14 protein-coding genes are annotated in these 17,104 nt (G+C 72.6%); 9 read left to right on the forward strand and 5 right to left on the reverse strand.

The window, feature by feature from the left end; translation table 11 throughout:
- Nucleotides 1-155: 155 nt before the first annotated feature.
- On the reverse strand, nt 156-2,804 hold the full coding sequence (locus K4G64_RS31485) for a DEAD/DEAH box helicase (RefSeq protein WP_221759353.1): 2,649 nt from the start codon (nt 2,802-2,804) through the stop codon (nt 156-158).
- A gap of 475 nt (nt 2,805-3,279) precedes the next feature.
- Here K4G64_RS31485 and K4G64_RS31490 point away from each other — a divergent pair, with 475 nt between their 5' ends.
- The gene (locus tag K4G64_RS31490; RefSeq protein WP_221759341.1) at nt 3,280-4,029 is read left to right on the forward strand and encodes a ferritin-like fold-containing protein; all 750 of its coding nucleotides are present in this window, start codon (nt 3,280-3,282) and stop codon (nt 4,027-4,029) included.
- 53 nt (nt 4,030-4,082) lie between these two features.
- Here K4G64_RS31490 and K4G64_RS31495 read toward each other — a convergent pair whose 3' ends face one another.
- The 4 genes from K4G64_RS31495 to K4G64_RS31510 all read right to left on the reverse strand — a co-directional run bounded on the left by K4G64_RS31495 (nt 4,083) and on the right by K4G64_RS31510 (nt 6,074).
- Entirely contained in the window at nt 4,083-4,352 is a 270-nt protein-coding gene (locus K4G64_RS31495; RefSeq protein WP_221759342.1) for a hypothetical protein, read from the reverse strand.
- A gap of 262 nt (nt 4,353-4,614) precedes the next feature.
- Nucleotides 4,615-4,842, reverse strand: coding sequence for a DUF3107 domain-containing protein (locus K4G64_RS31500; RefSeq protein ID WP_221759343.1), 228 nt, complete (start codon nt 4,840-4,842; stop codon nt 4,615-4,617).
- A gap of 149 nt (nt 4,843-4,991) precedes the next feature.
- On the reverse strand, nt 4,992-5,639 hold the full coding sequence (locus tag K4G64_RS31505) for a TetR/AcrR family transcriptional regulator (protein WP_221759344.1): 648 nt from the start codon (nt 5,637-5,639) through the stop codon (nt 4,992-4,994).
- Nucleotides 5,640-5,846: 207 nt separating this feature from the next.
- Nucleotides 5,847-6,074: a hypothetical protein gene (locus tag K4G64_RS31510; protein ID WP_221759345.1), complete on the reverse strand. Its 228-nt coding sequence runs from the start codon at nt 6,072-6,074 to the stop codon at nt 5,847-5,849.
- A 255-nt stretch (nt 6,075-6,329) separates the two neighbouring features.
- Between K4G64_RS31510 and K4G64_RS31515 the strand changes: the two genes are divergently transcribed.
- From K4G64_RS31515 to K4G64_RS31545, 8 genes are all read left to right on the forward strand, one after another.
- Nucleotides 6,330-7,376, forward strand: coding sequence for an alpha/beta fold hydrolase (locus tag K4G64_RS31515; RefSeq protein WP_221759346.1), 1,047 nt, complete (start codon nt 6,330-6,332; stop codon nt 7,374-7,376).
- Nucleotides 7,373-9,253, forward strand: a complete 1,881-nt coding sequence (locus tag K4G64_RS31520) for a DUF3152 domain-containing protein (protein ID WP_374206465.1) — start codon at nt 7,373-7,375, stop codon at nt 9,251-9,253. The genes K4G64_RS31515 and K4G64_RS31520 overlap by 4 nt, the downstream gene beginning before the upstream one ends.
- A 68-nt stretch (nt 9,254-9,321) precedes the next feature.
- The gene (locus K4G64_RS41575; RefSeq protein WP_374206464.1) at nt 9,322-9,414 is read left to right on the forward strand and encodes an Ms4533A family Cys-rich leader peptide; all 93 of its coding nucleotides are present in this window, start codon (nt 9,322-9,324) and stop codon (nt 9,412-9,414) included.
- A gap of 211 nt (nt 9,415-9,625) precedes the next feature.
- A complete protein-coding gene (locus tag K4G64_RS31525) occupies nt 9,626-11,344 on the forward strand; it encodes an ABC transporter substrate-binding protein (protein WP_221759348.1) in 1,719 nt (572 codons plus the stop codon).
- Nucleotides 11,345-11,348: 4 nt separating this feature from the next.
- Complete coding sequence (locus tag K4G64_RS31530; RefSeq protein WP_221759349.1) at nt 11,349-12,359, forward strand: ABC transporter permease; 1,011 nt, start codon at nt 11,349-11,351, stop codon at nt 12,357-12,359.
- The gene (locus K4G64_RS31535; protein WP_221759350.1) at nt 12,356-13,354 is read left to right on the forward strand and encodes an ABC transporter permease; all 999 of its coding nucleotides are present in this window, start codon (nt 12,356-12,358) and stop codon (nt 13,352-13,354) included. Before K4G64_RS31530 ends, K4G64_RS31535 begins: the two co-directional genes overlap by 4 nt.
- Nucleotides 13,351-14,943, forward strand: coding sequence for an ABC transporter ATP-binding protein (locus K4G64_RS31540; protein ID WP_221759351.1), 1,593 nt, complete (start codon nt 13,351-13,353; stop codon nt 14,941-14,943). The genes K4G64_RS31535 and K4G64_RS31540 overlap by 4 nt, the downstream gene beginning before the upstream one ends.
- Before the next feature lie 332 nt (nt 14,944-15,275).
- On the forward strand, nt 15,276-16,997 hold the full coding sequence (locus K4G64_RS31545) for a DUF3492 domain-containing protein (protein ID WP_221759352.1): 1,722 nt from the start codon (nt 15,276-15,278) through the stop codon (nt 16,995-16,997).
- Nucleotides 16,998-17,104 lie beyond the last annotated feature (107 nt).

Here is a 17,104-nt window from a genome sequence, read left to right on the forward strand (position 1 = left end):
GGTCACGGGGCCGAGGGTAGCGGGTGGGGTGCTGGTGGGCTGTGACTGGCGGTGCTGCCCTCGGCGGGACTCCGCGGCGCGGAGCCGTGCACCCCGGGAACGCCGACGGCCCGGCCCCTGTGAGGGGGCCGGGCCGTCGCAAAGGGGGGAGTGGGTCAGCCCTCCGTGGGCTCCGCGGTGGCGGCGGCCTTGCGGGTGCGGCGGACCCTGGGCTTCGCCTCCGCCGCGTCCTCCGAAGCGGCAGCCGTGGCGGCGGTCGTCGCCTTGCGCGTACGACGCGGCTTGGCGGCGGCCTCCGGCTCCTGATCCGCCTGGGCGGGGATCTCGGTGGGCTCGGCGGCCTTGCGGGTGCGGCGGCGCGGCTTGGCCTCCGTGCCCTCGGCCGTGCCGACAGCGGACTCGGCCGCCGCGGCGGCCTTCCGCGTCCGGCGCGGCTTGGCCTCCACGGCCTCCGCGTCCGGGGCGGCGACAGCCGTCTTCCGGGTCCGGCGCGGCTTGGCTTCGGCGGCCTCCGGCTCCTGGACGGTCTGGGCCGGGATCTCGGCGACAACCGGGGCGGCCTCGGCGGCCTTGCGGGTGCGGCGGCGCGGCTTGGTCTCCGTGCCCTCGGCCGTGTCGACCGCGGCCTCCGCCGGGGCGGCGGCCTTACGGGTGCGGCGCGGCTTGGCCTCCGCGGCCTCGCCGGCCTCGACCGTGGCCGTGCCCGCGGCATCGGCGCTCTCGGCGGCCTTGCGGGTGCGGCGGCGCGGCTCGGCCTCGGTGGCCTCCGCCGTGTCGAGCGCGGTCTCGGCCGCTGCCGTCGCCTTGCGCGTACGCCTGGGCTTCGTCTCGGCCGCCTCGGCGGCGGTGTCCTCCACCGCGGTCGCCGCCTTGCGGGCGCGGCGCGGCTTGGCCTCGGTCGCCTCCGCCGTGTCGACGCCCGCCTCGGCCTTCGCGGCCGTCTTGCGGGTGCGACGCGGCTTCGTCTCCGCCGGCTCGGGCGCGGACTCGGTGGTCCCCTCGGCCGTGTCGACCGCGACCTCGGCCGCGGACGCCGCGGTCTTGCGGGTGCGGCGGCGCGGCTTGGCGGCGGCTGCCTCGGGCAGCGCCGTCTCCGCCGCGGCCGGGGCTTCGGCGACGAACGCCGGCTCCACGGCCGACGGCGCCACCGGGGACGCCTCGGCCTGCACCGCAGGCGTCACCGCGGCCTCGGCCGTCACCGCCGACGCCTCCGACGACCGGCGGGTGCGGCGCCGACGCGGCTTCGCAGCCGTCTCGACAGCCTCCGCGGACGTGCCCTCCGCCGCGGCGACGGCGGTCTCCGCCTGCTCGGACGCGGGGGATTCGACCGCCGCGACCTGAGCCTGCTCGGACTGCGCCCCACCGCGGGTGCGGCGACGGCGACGCGGAGTGCGCGGACCGGACACGGCGTCCGCCTCGGCGGAACCGCCGGTGGCCGTGGTGCCCGGCACGGTGGTGCCGGTGGACTCCGGCGCACCGTCCACCGCGGCCCCGCCACGGGTACGGCGGCGACGACGCGGCGTACGCGACGACCGCTCGCGGTCCTCCGAACGGGACTCGTCCCGGTCGCCGCGGCCACCCCGGCCGCCGCGCCCGCGCGGCCCGCGGCCACCCGGCTCGCCCAGGTCTTCCAGCTGCTCCGCGTCCAGCCCGGCGCGCGTGCGCTCCGAGCGCGGCAGGACGCCCTTCGTGCCCTCGGGGATGCCGAGGTCGGAGTAGAGGTGCGGGGAGGTGGAGTACGTCTCCGGCGGGTCGTTGAAGTCCAGCTCCAGCGCCTTGTTGATCAGCTGCCAGCGCGGGATGTCGTCCCAGTCGACCAGCGTGATCGCCGTACCCTTCGCGCCAGCGCGGCCCGTACGGCCGATGCGGTGCAGGTACGTCTTCTCCTCTTCCGGCGACTGGTAGTTGATGACGTGCGTCACGCCCTCGACGTCGATGCCGCGGGCGGCGACATCGGTGCAGACGAGCACGTCCACCTTGCCGTTGCGGAAGGCCCGCAGCGCCTGCTCACGGGCGCCCTGGCCGAGGTCGCCGTGGACCGCGCCGGAGGCGAAACCGCGCTGCTTCAGCTGGTCCGCGAGGTCGGCCGCCGTGCGCTTGGTGCGGCAGAAGACCATGGCCAGCCCCCGGCCCTCGGCCTGGAGGATGCGCGCGACCATCTCGGGCTTGTCCATGTTGTGCGCGCGGTAGATGTACTGCTTGGTGTTCGCGACCGTCGCGCCCGCGTCGTCCGGCGACGTGGCACTGATGTGCGTGGGCTGCGACATGTAGCGGCGGGCGAGGCCGATGACCGCGCCCGGCATGGTCGCCGAGAACAGCATCGTCTGACGCCGCACCGGCAGCATGTTGATGATCTTCTCGACGTCGGGCAGGAAGCCCAGGTCGAGCATCTCGTCGGCCTCGTCCAGGACGAGGGACTTGACGTGCTTCAGGTTCAGCTTCTTCTGACCGGCGAGGTCGAGGAGCCGGCCCGGGGTGCCGACGACCACGTCGACGCCCTTCTTGAGGGCCTCGACCTGGGGCTCGTAGGCCCGGCCGCCGTAGATGGCGAGGACGCGGACGTTGCGCACCTTGCCCGCGGTCAGCAGGTCGTTGGTGACCTGCGTGCACAGCTCGCGCGTGGGGACGACGACGAGCGCCTGCGGGGCCTCGGTGAGTGCCTCGGGCTCGGCGCGCCCGGCCTCCACGTCGGCGGGGACGGTGACGCGCTCGAGGAGCGGGAGGCCGAAGCCCAGCGTCTTGCCGGTGCCGGTCTTGGCCTGGCCGATGACGTCCTTGCCCGAAAGGGCAACGGGGAGCGTCATCTCCTGGATGGGGAAGGGGGTCATGATGCCGACGGCCTCAAGGGCCTCGGCGGTCTCGGGGAGGATTCCGAGCTCTCGGAACGTAGTCAGGGTGCTGCCTCTTCTGTGTGGGCGGCGCGAGGCGAGCGCGGGGTCGTGTCAGACCGTGCCGGGGACGTCGGCTGCCTACGGGCGGGCCGTAGAGCACGGGACCGCGCCGACGCTCTAGCGCTCGTGCCGCTGAGGGTGTCCCCCTCCGGGTCTCGTACGCACTGTGGCGGACGGCCTGGGAGGGCTGTCGGGTCGGAGCCGATCGGGCCACCGACCGGGCATCCTCATACGTGCGGCCTGTCGAGGTACGTCGACGTACCAGCAGGCGCATTACCACCATACCCCGGATTCGCGCACATGCGATGGCCGATTCGGTCACGTAGTCGTCGTCACAGTGATTGACCAGGGCCTTACGCCTCCCGGCGGGCGGGCTATTGTGCGCTTCATGACGAGCTCTGACAAGCCTGAGAACGCCTCGGACACCGCCGCCGCCGAACCCACCTCAGTCGCCGCCCGGGACTGGGCGACGGCCTCCGCCGACCCGCAGTACCGCGCCGCGGTCGTGGACCTGCTCGGTGCGCTCGCGTACGGGGAGCTGGCGGCGTTCGAGCGGCTCGCGGAGGACGCCAAGCTGGCGCCGACGCTGGCGGACAAGGCGGAGCTGGCGAAGATGGCCTCGGCGGAGTTCCACCACTTCGAGAGGCTGCGCGACCGGCTCGCCGAGATCGGGGAGGAGCCGACGCGGGCGATGGAGCCGTTCGTCGCCGCGTACGACGGGTTCCACAAGCAGACGGCCCCCTCGGACTGGCTGGAGGGCCTGGTGAAGGCCTACGTCGGCGACTCCATCGCCAGCGACTTCTACCGCGAGGTCGCGGCCCGGCTGGACTCCGACTCCCGCAATCTGGTGCTGGCCGTGCTCGACGACACGGGGCACGGCGGCTTCGCCGTGGAGAAGGTCCGGGCCGCGATCGAGGCCGATCCGCGCGTCGGGGGGCGGCTCGCGCTGTGGGCGCGGCGGCTGATGGGCGAGGCCCTGTCGCAGTCCCAGCGGGTGGTCGCCGACCGGGACGCGCTGTCGACCATGCTGGTGGGCGGTGTCGCGGACGGCTTCGACCTCGCCGAGGTCGGCAAGATGTTCTCGCGGATCACCGAGGCCCACACCAAGCGGATGGCCGCGCTGGGGCTGGCCGCCTGACGCTCTCAGGACCTGCCCCCGGCGTCGTCAGCGCCGCCACCATCGGCGACCCGTCACGCGGTCGCCGATCGGCGGCGCAGTCTTCCCGCGGGGCGCAGCAGCAGCGACAGCGAGGCCACGGAGACGATCGCCGCGCCGAGCAGGACGAGCAGCACATGCCCCGCGTCCAGCGCGCTGTGCATGACGAACGCCCCGAAGAGGGCACCGGCGACGCCGGTCGACATGACCATGGGGCGGGCCGGGAGACGGTGCGGCAGACGTTGGGTCGCCGCCCACGCCAGCGCGAGGCCGAGGATCGCGGAGCTCAGCGCTTCCAGGAGCATGTCGGGGTCCCTCCCACACGGCCGGCCTGCCCAAATCGGTCGTAGCCCGTCTTACCCCTGACCTGCGGAATCCAATCCACCTCTGTGGGCGACTTGTGCTCCATCCGTGGAGGAACCGGTGTGCCGCAAGGGGAAGCCGAGGGCTACCCGGGATGGGTGTCCGGGAGAGGGCTACGCAAACGGGGGGTAGCTGTGCAAACGGGGCAGGCATGCAAGCGGGGCGGGTCGGCCGAAGCCGTCCCGCCCCGCTTGGCGCATGTGCCTACAGCGCTCCGAAGCCCACCTTGCGCGGGGCCGGCTCACCGATCTCGACGTACGCGAGACGCTCGGCCGGGACGAGGAGCTTGCGGCCGTGCTCGTCCACGAGGCTCAGCAGCTGCGACTTACCGGCCAGTGCCTCGGCGACCACGCGCTCGACCTCCTCGGCACTCTGACCGCTCTCCAGAACGATCTCGCGGGGCGCGTGCTGCACGCCGATCTTGACCTCCACGGCTATGTCCCTCCGACGGTCAGTGATGTGCGCGACCTTCCGCGCCGTACGCAGCACACATTAGCCCGGTGAGGGGACGTACATGCTCCGCCCGAGAACGCCACGAGCGAACATCGGGCGGGAACAGAGTGCCGTCCGTGGTGATGCCGTCAGTGCTGCGGCTGGTCCATGCCGTGCAGCGGGAAGCCCGCGATGCCGCGCCACGCCAGCGAGGTGAGCAGCTGCACGGCCTGCTCGCGCGGCACGCTGCGGTCGCTGTGCAGCCAGGACCGCGCCACCACCTGGGCGAGGCCGCCCATGCCCGAGGCGAGCAGCATCGACTCCGCGCGCGACAGGCCGGTGTCCTCGGCGATGACGTCGCAGATCGCCTCCGCGCACTCGTTCGTGACCTTGTCGACGCGCTCGCGCACGGCGGGCTCGTTCGTCAGGTCCGACTCGAAGACCAGGCGGAAGGCGCCGCCGTCGTCCTCGACGTAGGCGAAGTAGGCGTCCATCGTCGCCCGGACGCGCTGCTTGTTGTCGGTCGTCGACGCGAGCGCGTTCCGTACGGACTGGATGAGCGACTCGCAGTGCTGGTCCAGCAGCGCGAGATAGAGGTCGAGCTTGCCCGGGAAGTGCTGGTAGAGCACCGGCTTGCTGACGCCCGCGCGCTCCGCGATGTCGTCCATCGCGGCCGCGTGGTAGCCCTGGGCCACGAAGACCTCCTGGGCGGCACCCAGGAGCTGGTTGCGTCGGGCACGGCGCGGCAGGCGTGTGCCCCGCGGGCGAACCGCCTCTGTCTGCTCGATGGCTGTCACGCCGCCTCCCATAGTCGTCCACGTGCGGATCTGGCCGCGTCGCCATCGTACTTTTCGGTAACCGTGGTGTGCGCGGTGAGAGCGCAGAATTTCACGGACCGGACGGTTACGAAAGCGGTTACGAAAGTTTCAAACAGGGTCAGAGCGGGCAAAATGCTGCCTCTTTCCCGTGCGGTTGAGCTGTTCGTCGCCCGTCGGCGGCGAACCTCACCGGTAGTCGTCCTCGTCGAGCGAGACGATCCGGGCCTGCTCCACCAGATCGGCCTCGTTGGCACGGTCCGGGTCGACGCCGGTCAGCGGGTCGTCGCGGTCCGGCGCGAGATCCGCCTGCTGCTCGGCAGCGTCGACCTCGGGGGCCTCGACGTCGAACTCCTGCGCCTCAGGCGCGTCCTCCTCGGCCTCGAACGTCTCCGGGTCGGTGGGGTCTATGGCCATGCTGGGCTCCCTTCCTACGAACGTCCCTGGGAATGCAGGGGCCACACGCGGGTGCCCTCCCTATGAGCCTAGGAGACACCCGATCCGGACGCTATGCGATCCGCGTCCGGGACGTGACGCAGTGCTCATCCCGTTGGCTGCTACCCATGAGCGCCCGAGTGCCTCCCTTTCCGGCACCTCAACTGGCCGATTCCTGTGACGGCGAACACAGGCGAACACATGAGTCACTGCGTGATCGTCTCGTAACATTGCCGCATGTCTTCGACCGAGCTGCCGTTCGTGCCGCCCGCCAATGTGCTGCCGAAGGTGGGGACCGTCCGGGTCGCGGAGGGCGAACGCCTGCGGTCGGTCGAGTTGCCCGGGGTCACCCTGACGGTCCGGTCGAGACCACCCGCGCGCGAGGACCTGCCGCCCGCGCTGTACGTGCACGGGCTGGGCGGTTCCTCGCAGAACTGGTCGGCGCTGATGGCGCTGCTGGACGGTGACGTCGACGGCGAGGCCCTCGACCTGCCGGGCTTCGGCGACTCCCCGCCACCGGACGACGGCAACTACTCCGTCACGGGGCACGCGCGCGCGGTCATCCGTTACCTCGACGCCTCCGGCCGCGGTCCCGTGCACCTGTTCGGGAACTCGCTCGGCGGGGCCGTCACCACCCGTGTCGCCGCGGTTCGGCCCGATCTGGTCCGTACGCTCACGCTTGTGTCACCCGCTCTGCCGGAAATCCGAGTGCAGCGCGCCGCCGTGCCCACGGGGCTCCTGGCGGTGCCGGGTGTCGCCCTGCTCTTCACGCGGCTCACCCGGGAGTGGACGGCGGAGCAGCGGGTCCGCGGCGTGATGGCGCTGTGTTACGGGGATCCCGGGCGGGTGACGCCGGAAGGATTCCGCAACGCCGTGCAGGAGATGGAGCGGCGGCTGCGGCTGCCGTACTTCTGGGACGCGATGGCGCGCTCCGCCCGCGGGATCGTCAACGCCTACACGCTGGGCGGCCAGCAGGGGCTGTGGCGCCAGGCCGAACGGGTTCTCGCGCCGACCCTCCTCGTCTACGGCGGCCGTGACCAGCTCGTCGGCTTCCGCATGGCCCAGAAGGCGGCCCGGGCGTTCCGTGGCTCCCGGCTGGTGACGTTGCCCGATGCGGGTCACGTGGCGATGATGGAGTATCCGGAGACCGTGGCCATGGCGTTTCGTGAACTTCTCGAAGATGCGGGAGAGTTGGGCGCGCAGCGAGCGAGGCGGGCCGACCGGGCCGGAGCCGGGGGCGACGCCGTCGACACAGAAGGCACCGACGAGAGCATGGGGGGCTGAGGCGCGACGTGGGACGCCACAGCCGCCGCGGGCCGGTCGCCAAGAGCGACAGCGCGGACACAGCAGCAGTACGGGACGGCAGAGCCGGGTCCGCGCAGGGGCAGAGGCCGGGCCAGGGACAGGGTCAGGCACCGGACGCCGGCCGGGGAGCCGGGACCGGGCCGCCCGGCGCACCGCAGGGCGGCTGGCCGCCGCCGGGGCAGCGCCGCGTGCCCGGGCCGCGGCCCGCACCCACGGACGGCACGCCGCCGCACGGCACGCCGCCGCACGGCACGCCGCCGCACGGCATGCCGCGCCTGCCCGACGGCTGGCACCCGGACGGCACACCGTCCCCGGGTCTCCCGCGCCTGCCGGATGGCACGCCGGTGCGGGGGGTACCCCGCCTCGCCGACGGCACACCGGCGCGGGGCGTTCCGCGTATGCCGGACGGAACTCCGGCGCGCGGTGTGCCGAGGCCGGCGGACGGAACTCCGGCGCGGGGCGTTCCCCGGATGGCCGACGGGGCTGAGGCGCGCGGCGTTTCGCGTATGGCCGATGGAACTCCGGCGCGGGGCGTTCCCCGGTTCCCGGACGGGACTCCGCCGCGGAGTGTTCCGAGGCCGGCCGACGGGACTCCGGCGCACGGCGTCCAGCGGTTCCCGGACGGGACCCCCGCGCAGGGTGTTCCCCGGCCGGCGGACGGGACGCCCGGGGCTGCAGGGGGCACGCCGCCGCGTGGTGTGCCGAGGCTGCCCGACGGGACGCCCGTGCACGGGTTTCCGCAAGCGCGTGGCGGGCACCCCGAGCAGCGGGAAACCGGGGGCGGCTGGGGCGAGTTGAGGGGGAGTGGCGGAGGGCCCGCCGGTGTCGGTGTCCCCATACCGCGGCAGCGCCGGGCCTCCGTGCCCGGGCCCCGGCAGGACTACCTCGACGCCTTCCACGAGGAGGACGACGTCTTCGCGCCCCGTACGCCCGCCTCCGCGCACGCCGCGGACGCCTACGCCTCCGTGACGGACTGGACCGTCGGCACCCCGGCCGGCTCCGGGTCCGGTGGTCACGACGACGCGGGGCCCACCGGCACGCCCGTGCCGGGCAAGGGCGGCAAGGGTCGCGCCTTCACCGGCATCGCGGCAGCCGCCGTCACCACCGTGCTGGCCGTCATCGTCGCCGGCCAGGTCGCCGACGACCCCGGCGGCGCCGGCGTGCAGTCGCAGTCCTCCCCCGACCGGGCCCGCGACGTCCGGGACGGTGCGTCCCGCGCGGACGGCCGGGCGCCCGCCCCCGAGGCGGCCCCGCTGACGTACGACGAGAAGATGGGCCGGACGTACCCGCTCGGCGCCGAGCTCAAGGGCTCCGGGACGTTCGACGCCGTCCCAGGCATCGCCGAGGCACCGGGCACCGGGCAGAAGTTCACCTACCGCGTCGACGTGGAGCAGGGGCTCGGACTGGACGCCGAGCTCTTCGCCGAAGCCGTGCAGAAGACGCTCAACGACCAGCGCAGCTGGGCCCACAACGGCGCGCGCACCTTCGAGCGCGTCCACTCCGGCGAGCCCGACTTCGTGATCACGCTCGCCAGCCCCGGCACGACGGCCGACTGGTGCGCCAAGTCCGGTCTGGACACCACCGAGGACAACGTCTCCTGCGACTCGGCCGCGACCGAGCGCGTGATGATCAACGCCTACCGGTGGGCGCAGGGCTCGGAGACCTACGGTGACGCCAAGATCCACGCCTACCGGCAGATGCTGATCAACCACGAGGTCGGCCACCGTCTCGGCTACGGCCACGTCACCTGCGACAAGGACGGCGACCTCGCGCCGGTCATGCAGCAGCAGACCAAGTTCCTCGACCACGACGGCATCCACTGCCGCGCCAACGCCTGGCCTTATCCCGGGAGTTGACAGGTGGCACAGCCGGTGTGGCGCGGCTCGCGTTGACATGCTCGGAAGGTTCGTTCATATTTCTGGGCATGTCGCCCCGTCACGTCTCCGTTCGCGCCGCCATCGAGCTGGCGCTCATCGGCGTGACCCCGCTCTGCGTGGCCGACGTTCACTGTTGCTGACGCCCGCCCCAGGCGCGCGTCGCTGACCCTCCCCGTGACTCCGTCACGGCTCTTTCGACGACCCGGCGCCGGGCAGACGTCTGTCTTCAACCGTCTCACCCTTCGTCATCTCGTCTCGCGATCCGAGATTTGCGATCCGCAGTCCGTCATCCGTGGTCCGTGATCCTTGATCCGTGATTCCGAGGCGCCCTTCCGAGAGGTCGTCATTCCGATGCGCCAACCGTCCGTCAGAGCCCGCCGCGTGGCCGCGGCATCCGTCAGCCTGGTCCTGGCAGCGGGTGCCGCCGCCTGCGGGCCGAAGGACAACGATGCCAAGGGCGCCGACGGCGACTCCACGCCCCACAAGGGCGGCACCCTCACGGTCCTGAACGCCAACCCCCAGCAGGACTTCGACCCGGCTCGCCTCTACACCTCCGGCGGCGGCAACGTCCCGTCCCTGGTCTTCCGCACGCTCACCACCCGCAACCGCGAAGACGGCGCCGCCGGCGCGAAGGTCGTCCCCGACCTCGCCACCGACACCGGGCGCCCCAACAAGGACGCGACCGAGTGGACGTACACCCTGAAGAAGGGCCTCAAGTACGAGGACGGCACCCCGATCACCTCGGCCGACATCAAGTACGGCATCGAGCGCTCCTTCGCCCCCGAGCTGTCGGGCGGCGCCCCCTACCTGCGGGACTGGCTGACCGGAGCGGCCGACTACCAGGGCCCGTACAAGGACAAGAAGGGCCTCGACGCGATCGAGACGCCGGACGAGCGGACCATCGTCTTCCATCTGAACAAGCCCGAGGGCGAGTTCCCCTACCTGGCCACGCAGACGCAGTTCGCCCCCGTCCCGAAGAGCAAGGACACCGGCACCGAGTACGAGGAGCACCCGGTCTCCTCCGGGCCCTACAAGGTCGTGCGGAACGAGAACGACGGTGAGCGGCTGGTCCTGGAGCGCAACCCGCACTGGTCCGCCGCGACCGACGCCGAGCGCAAGGCGTACCCGGACAAGATCGACGTACGGTCGGGGCTCGACTCGTCCGTGATCAACCAGCGCCTGTCCGCGTCCCAGGGAGCGGACGCCGCCGCGGTCACCACGGACACCAACCTCGGCCCGGCCGAACTGGCCAAGGTCACCGGTGACAAGGACCTCGCCTCGCGCGTCGGCACCGGGCACTTCGGCTACACCAACTACATCGCCTTCAACCCGAAGACCAAGCCGTTCGACGACGTCAAGGTGCGGCAGGCGATCTCGTACGCCATCGACCGGTCGTCCGTGGTGAACGCCGCGGGCGGTTCCGCCCTGGCCGAGCCCGCCACCACCTTCCTGCCCGACCAGAAGTCCTTCGGCTACACGCCGTACGACCTCTTCCCAGCGGGCAAGGCCGGCGATCCGGCCAAGGCCAAGGAGTTGCTGAAGGAGGCCGGGTATGCGAAGGGCCTCACCGTCACGCTGACGCACTCCAACGCCAGGGACTTCGAGACCAGCCCCGAGATCGCGACCGCCGTCCAGGACGCCCTCAAGAAGGCCGGCATCACCGTCAAGCTCCAGGGCCTGGAGGAGAACGACTACTCCGACAAGATCCACGACGTGAAGACCGAGCCGGGCTTCTTCCTCGCCCACTGGGGCGCCGACTGGCCCTCCGGCGGTCCGTTCCTCGCCCCGATCTTCGACGGCCGGCAGATCGTCAAGGACGGCGCGAACTTCAACACGGGCCTGCTGAACGACAAGTCGGTCAACACCGAGATTGACGCGATCAACAAGTTGACCGATCTCGACCAGGCCGCCCAGCGGTGGGGCGCACTGGACAAGAAGATCGGCGAGAAGGCCCTGACCGTCCCGCTGTTCCACCCCGTCTACAAGCGCCTGTACGGCGAGGACGTCAAGAACATCGTGATCAGCGACTGGACCGGTGTGCTGGACATCTCTCAGGTCGCGGTGAAGTGACGCCGTGAGTGAGGCACTTCTCGCCGCCGAGGCGGCCGTGACGGAACCTTCCGTCCCGGCCGCCTCGGGGGCCCGTCAGTTCTGGCGGCGGCTGCGCACGCAGCGCGCCGCCCTCGTCGCGGCCGCAGTCGTCGCGCTGCTCGTCCTGGTCGCGCTCGCCGCGCCGCTGCTCACCGCCCTCGAAGGCCAGGACCCGACCACCTACCACCCGTCCCTCGTGGACTCCGCGCGCGGTGGCGTGCCCATCGGCTCCCTCGGGGGAGCGAGCGGCGACCACTGGTTCGGCGTCGAACCGCAGACCGGCCGGGACCTGTTCGCGCGGCTGGTGTACGGCGCGCGCGTCTCCCTGGGCGTCGCTCTCGCCGCGACCGACGTGCAGGTCGCCATCGGGATCACCCTGGGTGTCGCGGCCGCCCTCGGCAAGCGATGGGTTGATCAACTGTTGAGCCGGTTCACGGACATCATCGTCGCCATGCCGCTCATGATCATGGCGCTGGCGCTGCTCGCGATCGTGCCGTCGAGCTTCCCGCGGCCCGTGCTCGTCGCGCTCGTCATCGGCCTGATCGGCTGGGGCAACATCGCCCGGATCGTGCGCGCGCAGACCCTCACCCTCAAGGAACTCGACCACGTCTCCGCGGCCCGGCTCAGCGGCTGGGGCACCTGGAGCATCGCCCGCCGCGAACTCCTGCCCGGCATCGCCGCACCCGTCATCACCTACGCCGCGCTGCTCGTCCCGACGAACATCACCGTCGAGGCCGCGCTCTCCTTCCTCGGCGTGGGCGTGAAACCGCCGACGCCCTCCTGGGGACAGATGCTCACCGCCGCCGACGTCTGGTACCAGGCCGCCCCGCAGTACTTGCTGCTGCCCGCGGGCGCCCTGTTCGTCACGGTGCTCGCCCTCACCGTCCTCGGCGACGGCGTCCGCACCGCCCTCGACCCGCGCGCGGCCTCCCGGCTGCGCATCGGCACGGGACGCAGGCGGGAGCCGAAGGCGGCCGAGGGAGGTACGGCATGAACGGGTTCACCGGCTTCGCCCTGCGCCGCGCCGTCGCCGCCGTGGCCACCCTGCTCGCCATCTCGGTGATCGTTTACGTCGTCTTCTACGCCACCCCTGGCAACGTCGCCCAGATCACCTGCGGCCCGCGCTGCTCACCGGAACAGGTGCACCAGGTGGCCCGGCAACTGAACCTGGACGACCCGCTGTTCGCGCGCTACGGGCACTTCCTGCAGGGCCTCGTCACCGGCCAGGACTACTCGACGGGCACGTCCGTGCAGCACTGCTCAGCGCCCTGCCTCGGTCTGTCGTACCAGAGCGACCAGCAGGTCACGCAGCTGATCTGGGCGAAGTTCCCGGTCAGTCTGTCCCTGGTGGCCGGCGCGATGGTGCTCTGGCTGATCCTCGGGGTCGGCACCGGCGTGCTCTCCGCCTGGCGGCGCGGCCGGTTCTCCGAGCGGGTGCTGACCGGCCTCACCCTCGCCGGCACCGCCACCCCGGTCTTCGTCATCGGCCTGGTCCTGATGATCGTCGTCTGCGGTGAACTGCGGCTGCTGCCCTTCCCGCAGTACGTCGCCCTCACCGACGACCCCGAGCAGTGGGCGTGGAACCTGCTGCTGCCCTGGCTGTCGCTCGCCCTCATCGAAGCCGCCGCGTTCGCCCGGCTGACCCGGGCCTCGATGCTGGAGACGCTGGCCGAGGACCACATCCGCACCTTCCGCGCCTACGGCGTCGGCGAACGGTCGATCGTCGGGCGGCACGCACTGCGCGGGGCGTTCGCCCCGGTCATCGCACTGAACGCCAACAACGTCGGATCGGCCATCGGCGGCGCGGTGCTCACCGAGACGCTGTTCGGCCTGCCCGGCATCGGACAGGAACTCGTCCACGCCGTCAACGTCGTCGACCTGCCGGTCGTGGTCGGCATGGTCCTGGTCATCGGATTCTTCGTGGTTCTCGCCAACGCCGTCGCGGACGTCCTGTACGCGGTGGCCGACCGACGGGTGGTGCTGACATGAGCCTGGTCGACGTGACCGGTCTCCGTGTGGAGTTCGGCGCGCTGCGCGCCGTCGACGGACTCTCCTTCCGCCTGGAGGAGGGCGCCGCCCTGGCCCTGGTCGGCGAGTCCGGCTCCGGCAAGTCGACCGTGGCGTCCGCGCTGCTCGGCCTGCACCGCGGCACGGGCGCGCGGGTCGAGGGCTCGGTCGAGGTGGCCGGCACCGACGTGCAACGGGCCTCCGACGAGGAGTTGCGGCGGCTGCGCGGCGGTCGGGCCGCCATGGTGTTCCAGGATCCGCTGTCCTCCCTCGACCCGTACTACGCGATCGGCGACCAGATCGCCGAGGTGTACCGGGTGCACGCGCGCGTGTCCCGGCGGGCTGCACGCGCGCGTGCCGTGGAGGTCCTGGACCGGGTGGGCATCCCGGACGCGGCCCGGCGGTCGAGGTCCCGGCCGCACGAGTTCAGCGGTGGCATGCGCCAGCGCGCCCTGATCGCCATGGCACTCGCCTGCGAGCCCCGGCTGCTGATCGCCGACGAGCCGACGACCGCCCTCGACGTGACGGTCCAGGCTCAGGTCCTCGACCTGCTGCACGCCCTGCGGGAGGAAACCGGCATGGGACTGCTGCTCGTCACGCACGACGTGGGCGTCGCCGCCGAGAGCGTCGACGAGGTGCTGGTGATGCGGCACGGCCGGGCCGTCGGACACGGCCCGGTCACCGGCGTGCTGGGCGCACCGGCCGAGCCGTACACCCGGGAGCTGCTCGCCGCGGTCCCTCGGCTGGACGCACCGCGGAAGGTCTCGACGGACCCCGAGGATGTCGTCCTGGAGGCGACCGGCCTGCGACGGGAGTTCGGGCGCGGGAAGCGGGCGGTCACGGCCGTGGACGAGGTATCGCTGACCCTGCGCCGCGGCGAGACCCTCGGGATCGTCGGCGAGAGCGGCAGCGGCAAGACGACCCTCGGGCGCATGCTCGTCGGGCTGCTGCAGCCGACGGCCGGATCGCTGGTCTTCGAGGGCCGCCCGCACACCGGGGTGAACCCGGCCGTGCAGATGGTCTTCCAGGACCCCGTCTCCTCCCTCAACCCCCGCCGCAGCGTGGGCGAGTCCATCGCCGACCCGCTCCGTGCCCGGGGTGAGCGGCAGGAGGGGCGCATCCGGGAGCGCGTGGAGGAACTGCTGGAGCGCGTGGGGCTCGAAGCGGGGCACTACGACCGCTACCCCCATGAGTTCAGCGGCGGGCAGCGCCAGCGCGTCGGCATCGCCCGGGCCCTCGCGGCCGACCCGCGCGTCATCGTCTGCGACGAGCCGGTCTCGGCCCTCGACGTCACCACCCAGGCGCATGTGGTCGCCCTGCTGGGGGAGTTGCAGCGCGAACTCGGGCTCGCGCTGGTCTTCGTCGCGCACGACCTGGCCGTCGTCCGTCAGGTCAGCGACCGGGTCGCAGTGATGCGACGCGGCCGGATCGTCGAGGAAGGGCCGGTGGAGGAGGTGTACGAGTCGCCGCGCGACCCCTACACCAGGCAGCTGCTCGCCGCGGTACCGGCGCTGGACCCGGAGGCAGCGGCGCGGCGGCGGGCTCGGCGTCGGGAGCTGGCTGCGGCGTGACGTCGCGGGTGGCGTCGGGAGTTGGCTGCGGCATGACGTCGCGGGTGGCGACGTGAGCTGGCCGCGGCATGACGCGGGGCGCGGCGTCGGGAGTCGTCCGAGGGGAGACGCGGCGCTCGGCGTCGGGAGTTGGCGCGGCATGACGATCTGTGTCCGCTTGATCTCCTAGCGCGACAGAACGCGACCCGCACGGGAAAGTTACGACCGTTCACCCCTTTTGGTGGTGCGACGGACAACCGTCCGTCGCACCACCGCCTTGTCCGCATACGTTCGTCCCGCTGCGAGCCGCCGGGCAACGGCGGCTCCCCATACGGGAGATCGGGGGTGCACTCGTGCGCATCGGACTGCTTACGGAAGGTGGCTATCCGTATGTGAGCGGTGACGCCAGGCTCTGGTGCGACCGGCTGGTCCACGGACTGGCCCAGCACGAGTTCGACGTCTACGCGCTCAGCCGCAGCGAGCACCAGGAGGACGAGGGCTGGATCCCGCTGCCACCGAACGTCCGCCGGGTGCGCACCGCCCCGCTGTGGATGGCCGAGGATGACGAGGTGGCGCTCGGGCGCCGCGCACGCCGGCGCTTCTCCGAGCACTTCGGGGAACTGGCCGCCGTGCTGTGCGGGGTCCCCGAGGGTGCCTCGGATGCGGTCCGGAGCCTCTCCGAGGGTGCGTCGGCCTCTGAGGCGGACCGTTTCGCCAACGCTCTGTACGGCCTCGCCGAGCTCGCCCGCGACGAGGGCGGGCTGGCGGGAGCCCTCCGCTCGGAGGCCGCCGTACGCACCCTGGAACGCGCCTGTCGCGCGCCCGGCGCCCACCGCGCCGCGCGCGAGGCGCGTGTACCGGATCTGCTCGCCGTCGCCGGCCACCTGGAACGCGCCCTGCGCCCCCTCTCGCTCGACTGGTACGAGGACGACGGGCTCGGCGCGGTCGACGTCTGCCACGCCGCGTCCGGCGGCACGGCCGTCCTGCCCGGCCTGCTGGCCCGGCATTTCACCGGCGTGCCCCTGATGGTCACCGAGTACGGCGTGCGCCTGCGGACGCACTACCTCACCACCCCGGACGCCCCACCCGCCGTTCGGTCCCTGCTGGCCGCCTTCCAGGGCCGGCTCGCAGCCGAGGCCTACGGGCGGGCCGAGGTCGTCACCGCCGGCAACACCCACACCCGCCGCTGGCAGGAGCGCTGCGGCGCCGACCGCGAGAAGCTCCGCACGGTCTATCCCGGCATGGACGCCCGGCCCTTCACCGAGGTGGGCGAGTCCTCCGACTGCGCGGACCCGGACACGCTCGTCTGGGTCGGCCGCGTCGAGCCCGCCAAGGACCTGGTCTCGCTGCTGCACGCCTTCGCGGAGGTCCGCAGGCAGCAGCCGAGGACGCGCCTGCGCATCGTCGGCGCCCCCGCCGGCCCCGAGGGCGCGGCCTATCTCGGACACTGCAGGACCCTGGCCGCCCAGCTCTTCCCCGACGAGGCCGCGGGCCCGCACGCCGCCGGCGACAACCCGGTGTCCTTCGAGGAGATCGGCGGCCCCGACCTCCCGGTCGCCGCCGACGCCTACGCCTCGGGTGCCGTGACCGTCCTGTCCAGCGTCGTCGAGGGCTTCCCCGTCGGCCTCGCCGAGGCCATGCTCTGCGGGCGCGCGACGGTGTCGACGGACGTCGGCGCGGTCGTGGAGGTCATCGGCGGCACCGGGCTCGTCGTACCGCCGCGCAATCCCCGGGCGCTCGCCGAGGCGTGCGTGGCGCTGCTGCGTGACCCGGAGCGCCGTGCGCGCCTGGGCGCCGCCGCTCGCGCGCGTGCCCTCGAACTGTTCACGGTCGAGCAGAACATCGAGGCATTTCACGGCATTTACCTGGAGATCGTCTCGCGCGCCCCCGTCCGACGGGTCGTCCTCGACGGAGCGGGGGAGCCGCTGCCGTTCTCGGTTCCCGCCGAGGCGCACGTGCCCGTCCGCTGGACCGCCGCGTCACCCCGCCTCGCCGCCCGGGGCGGCCCCGCCTGGGCGGCGGGCAGGCCCGTACGCGCCACCACTCCCGCCCCTGCCCCGGAGGGAGCGCGATGAGCGGCCTGGACGAACTGGACCGACCGGGAACGCCGGACGGCGCTGCCCGTGATCGCACGGGGCCCGGGGCGGGGGACAGGTCCGGGAATCCGGAGTCTGCTTTTGAC

It is taken from the genome of Streptomyces sp. WAC04114, from assembly GCF_019733245.1.
GTDB classification, from domain to species: domain Bacteria; phylum Actinomycetota; class Actinomycetes; order Streptomycetales; family Streptomycetaceae; genus Streptomyces; species Streptomyces massasporeus_A.

Bases quoted from the DNA above. Each gene is read 5' to 3' on its own strand.
- K4G64_RS31490 (WP_221759341.1), top strand. From the start codon at position 3,280: ATGACGAGCTCTGACAAGCCTGAGAACGCCTCGGACACCGCCGCCGCC.
- K4G64_RS31535 (WP_221759350.1), top strand. From the start codon at position 12,356: ATGAACGGGTTCACCGGCTTCGCCCTGCGCCGCGCCGTCGCCGCCGTG.
- K4G64_RS31495 (WP_221759342.1), bottom strand. From the start codon at position 4,352: ATGCTCCTGGAAGCGCTGAGCTCCGCGATCCTCGGCCTCGCGCTGGCG.
- K4G64_RS41575 (WP_374206464.1), top strand. From the start codon at position 9,322: ATGTCGCCCCGTCACGTCTCCGTTCGCGCCGCCATCGAGCTGGCGCTC.
- K4G64_RS31515 (WP_221759346.1), top strand. From the start codon at position 6,330: ATGTCTTCGACCGAGCTGCCGTTCGTGCCGCCCGCCAATGTGCTGCCG.
- K4G64_RS31485 (WP_221759353.1), bottom strand. From the start codon at position 2,804: ATGACGCTCCCCGTTGCCCTTTCGGGCAAGGACGTCATCGGCCAGGCC.
- K4G64_RS31510 (WP_221759345.1), bottom strand. From the start codon at position 6,074: ATGGCCATAGACCCCACCGACCCGGAGACGTTCGAGGCCGAGGAGGAC.
- K4G64_RS31525 (WP_221759348.1), top strand. From the start codon at position 9,626: ATGCGCCAACCGTCCGTCAGAGCCCGCCGCGTGGCCGCGGCATCCGTC.
- K4G64_RS31540 (WP_221759351.1), top strand. From the start codon at position 13,351: ATGAGCCTGGTCGACGTGACCGGTCTCCGTGTGGAGTTCGGCGCGCTG.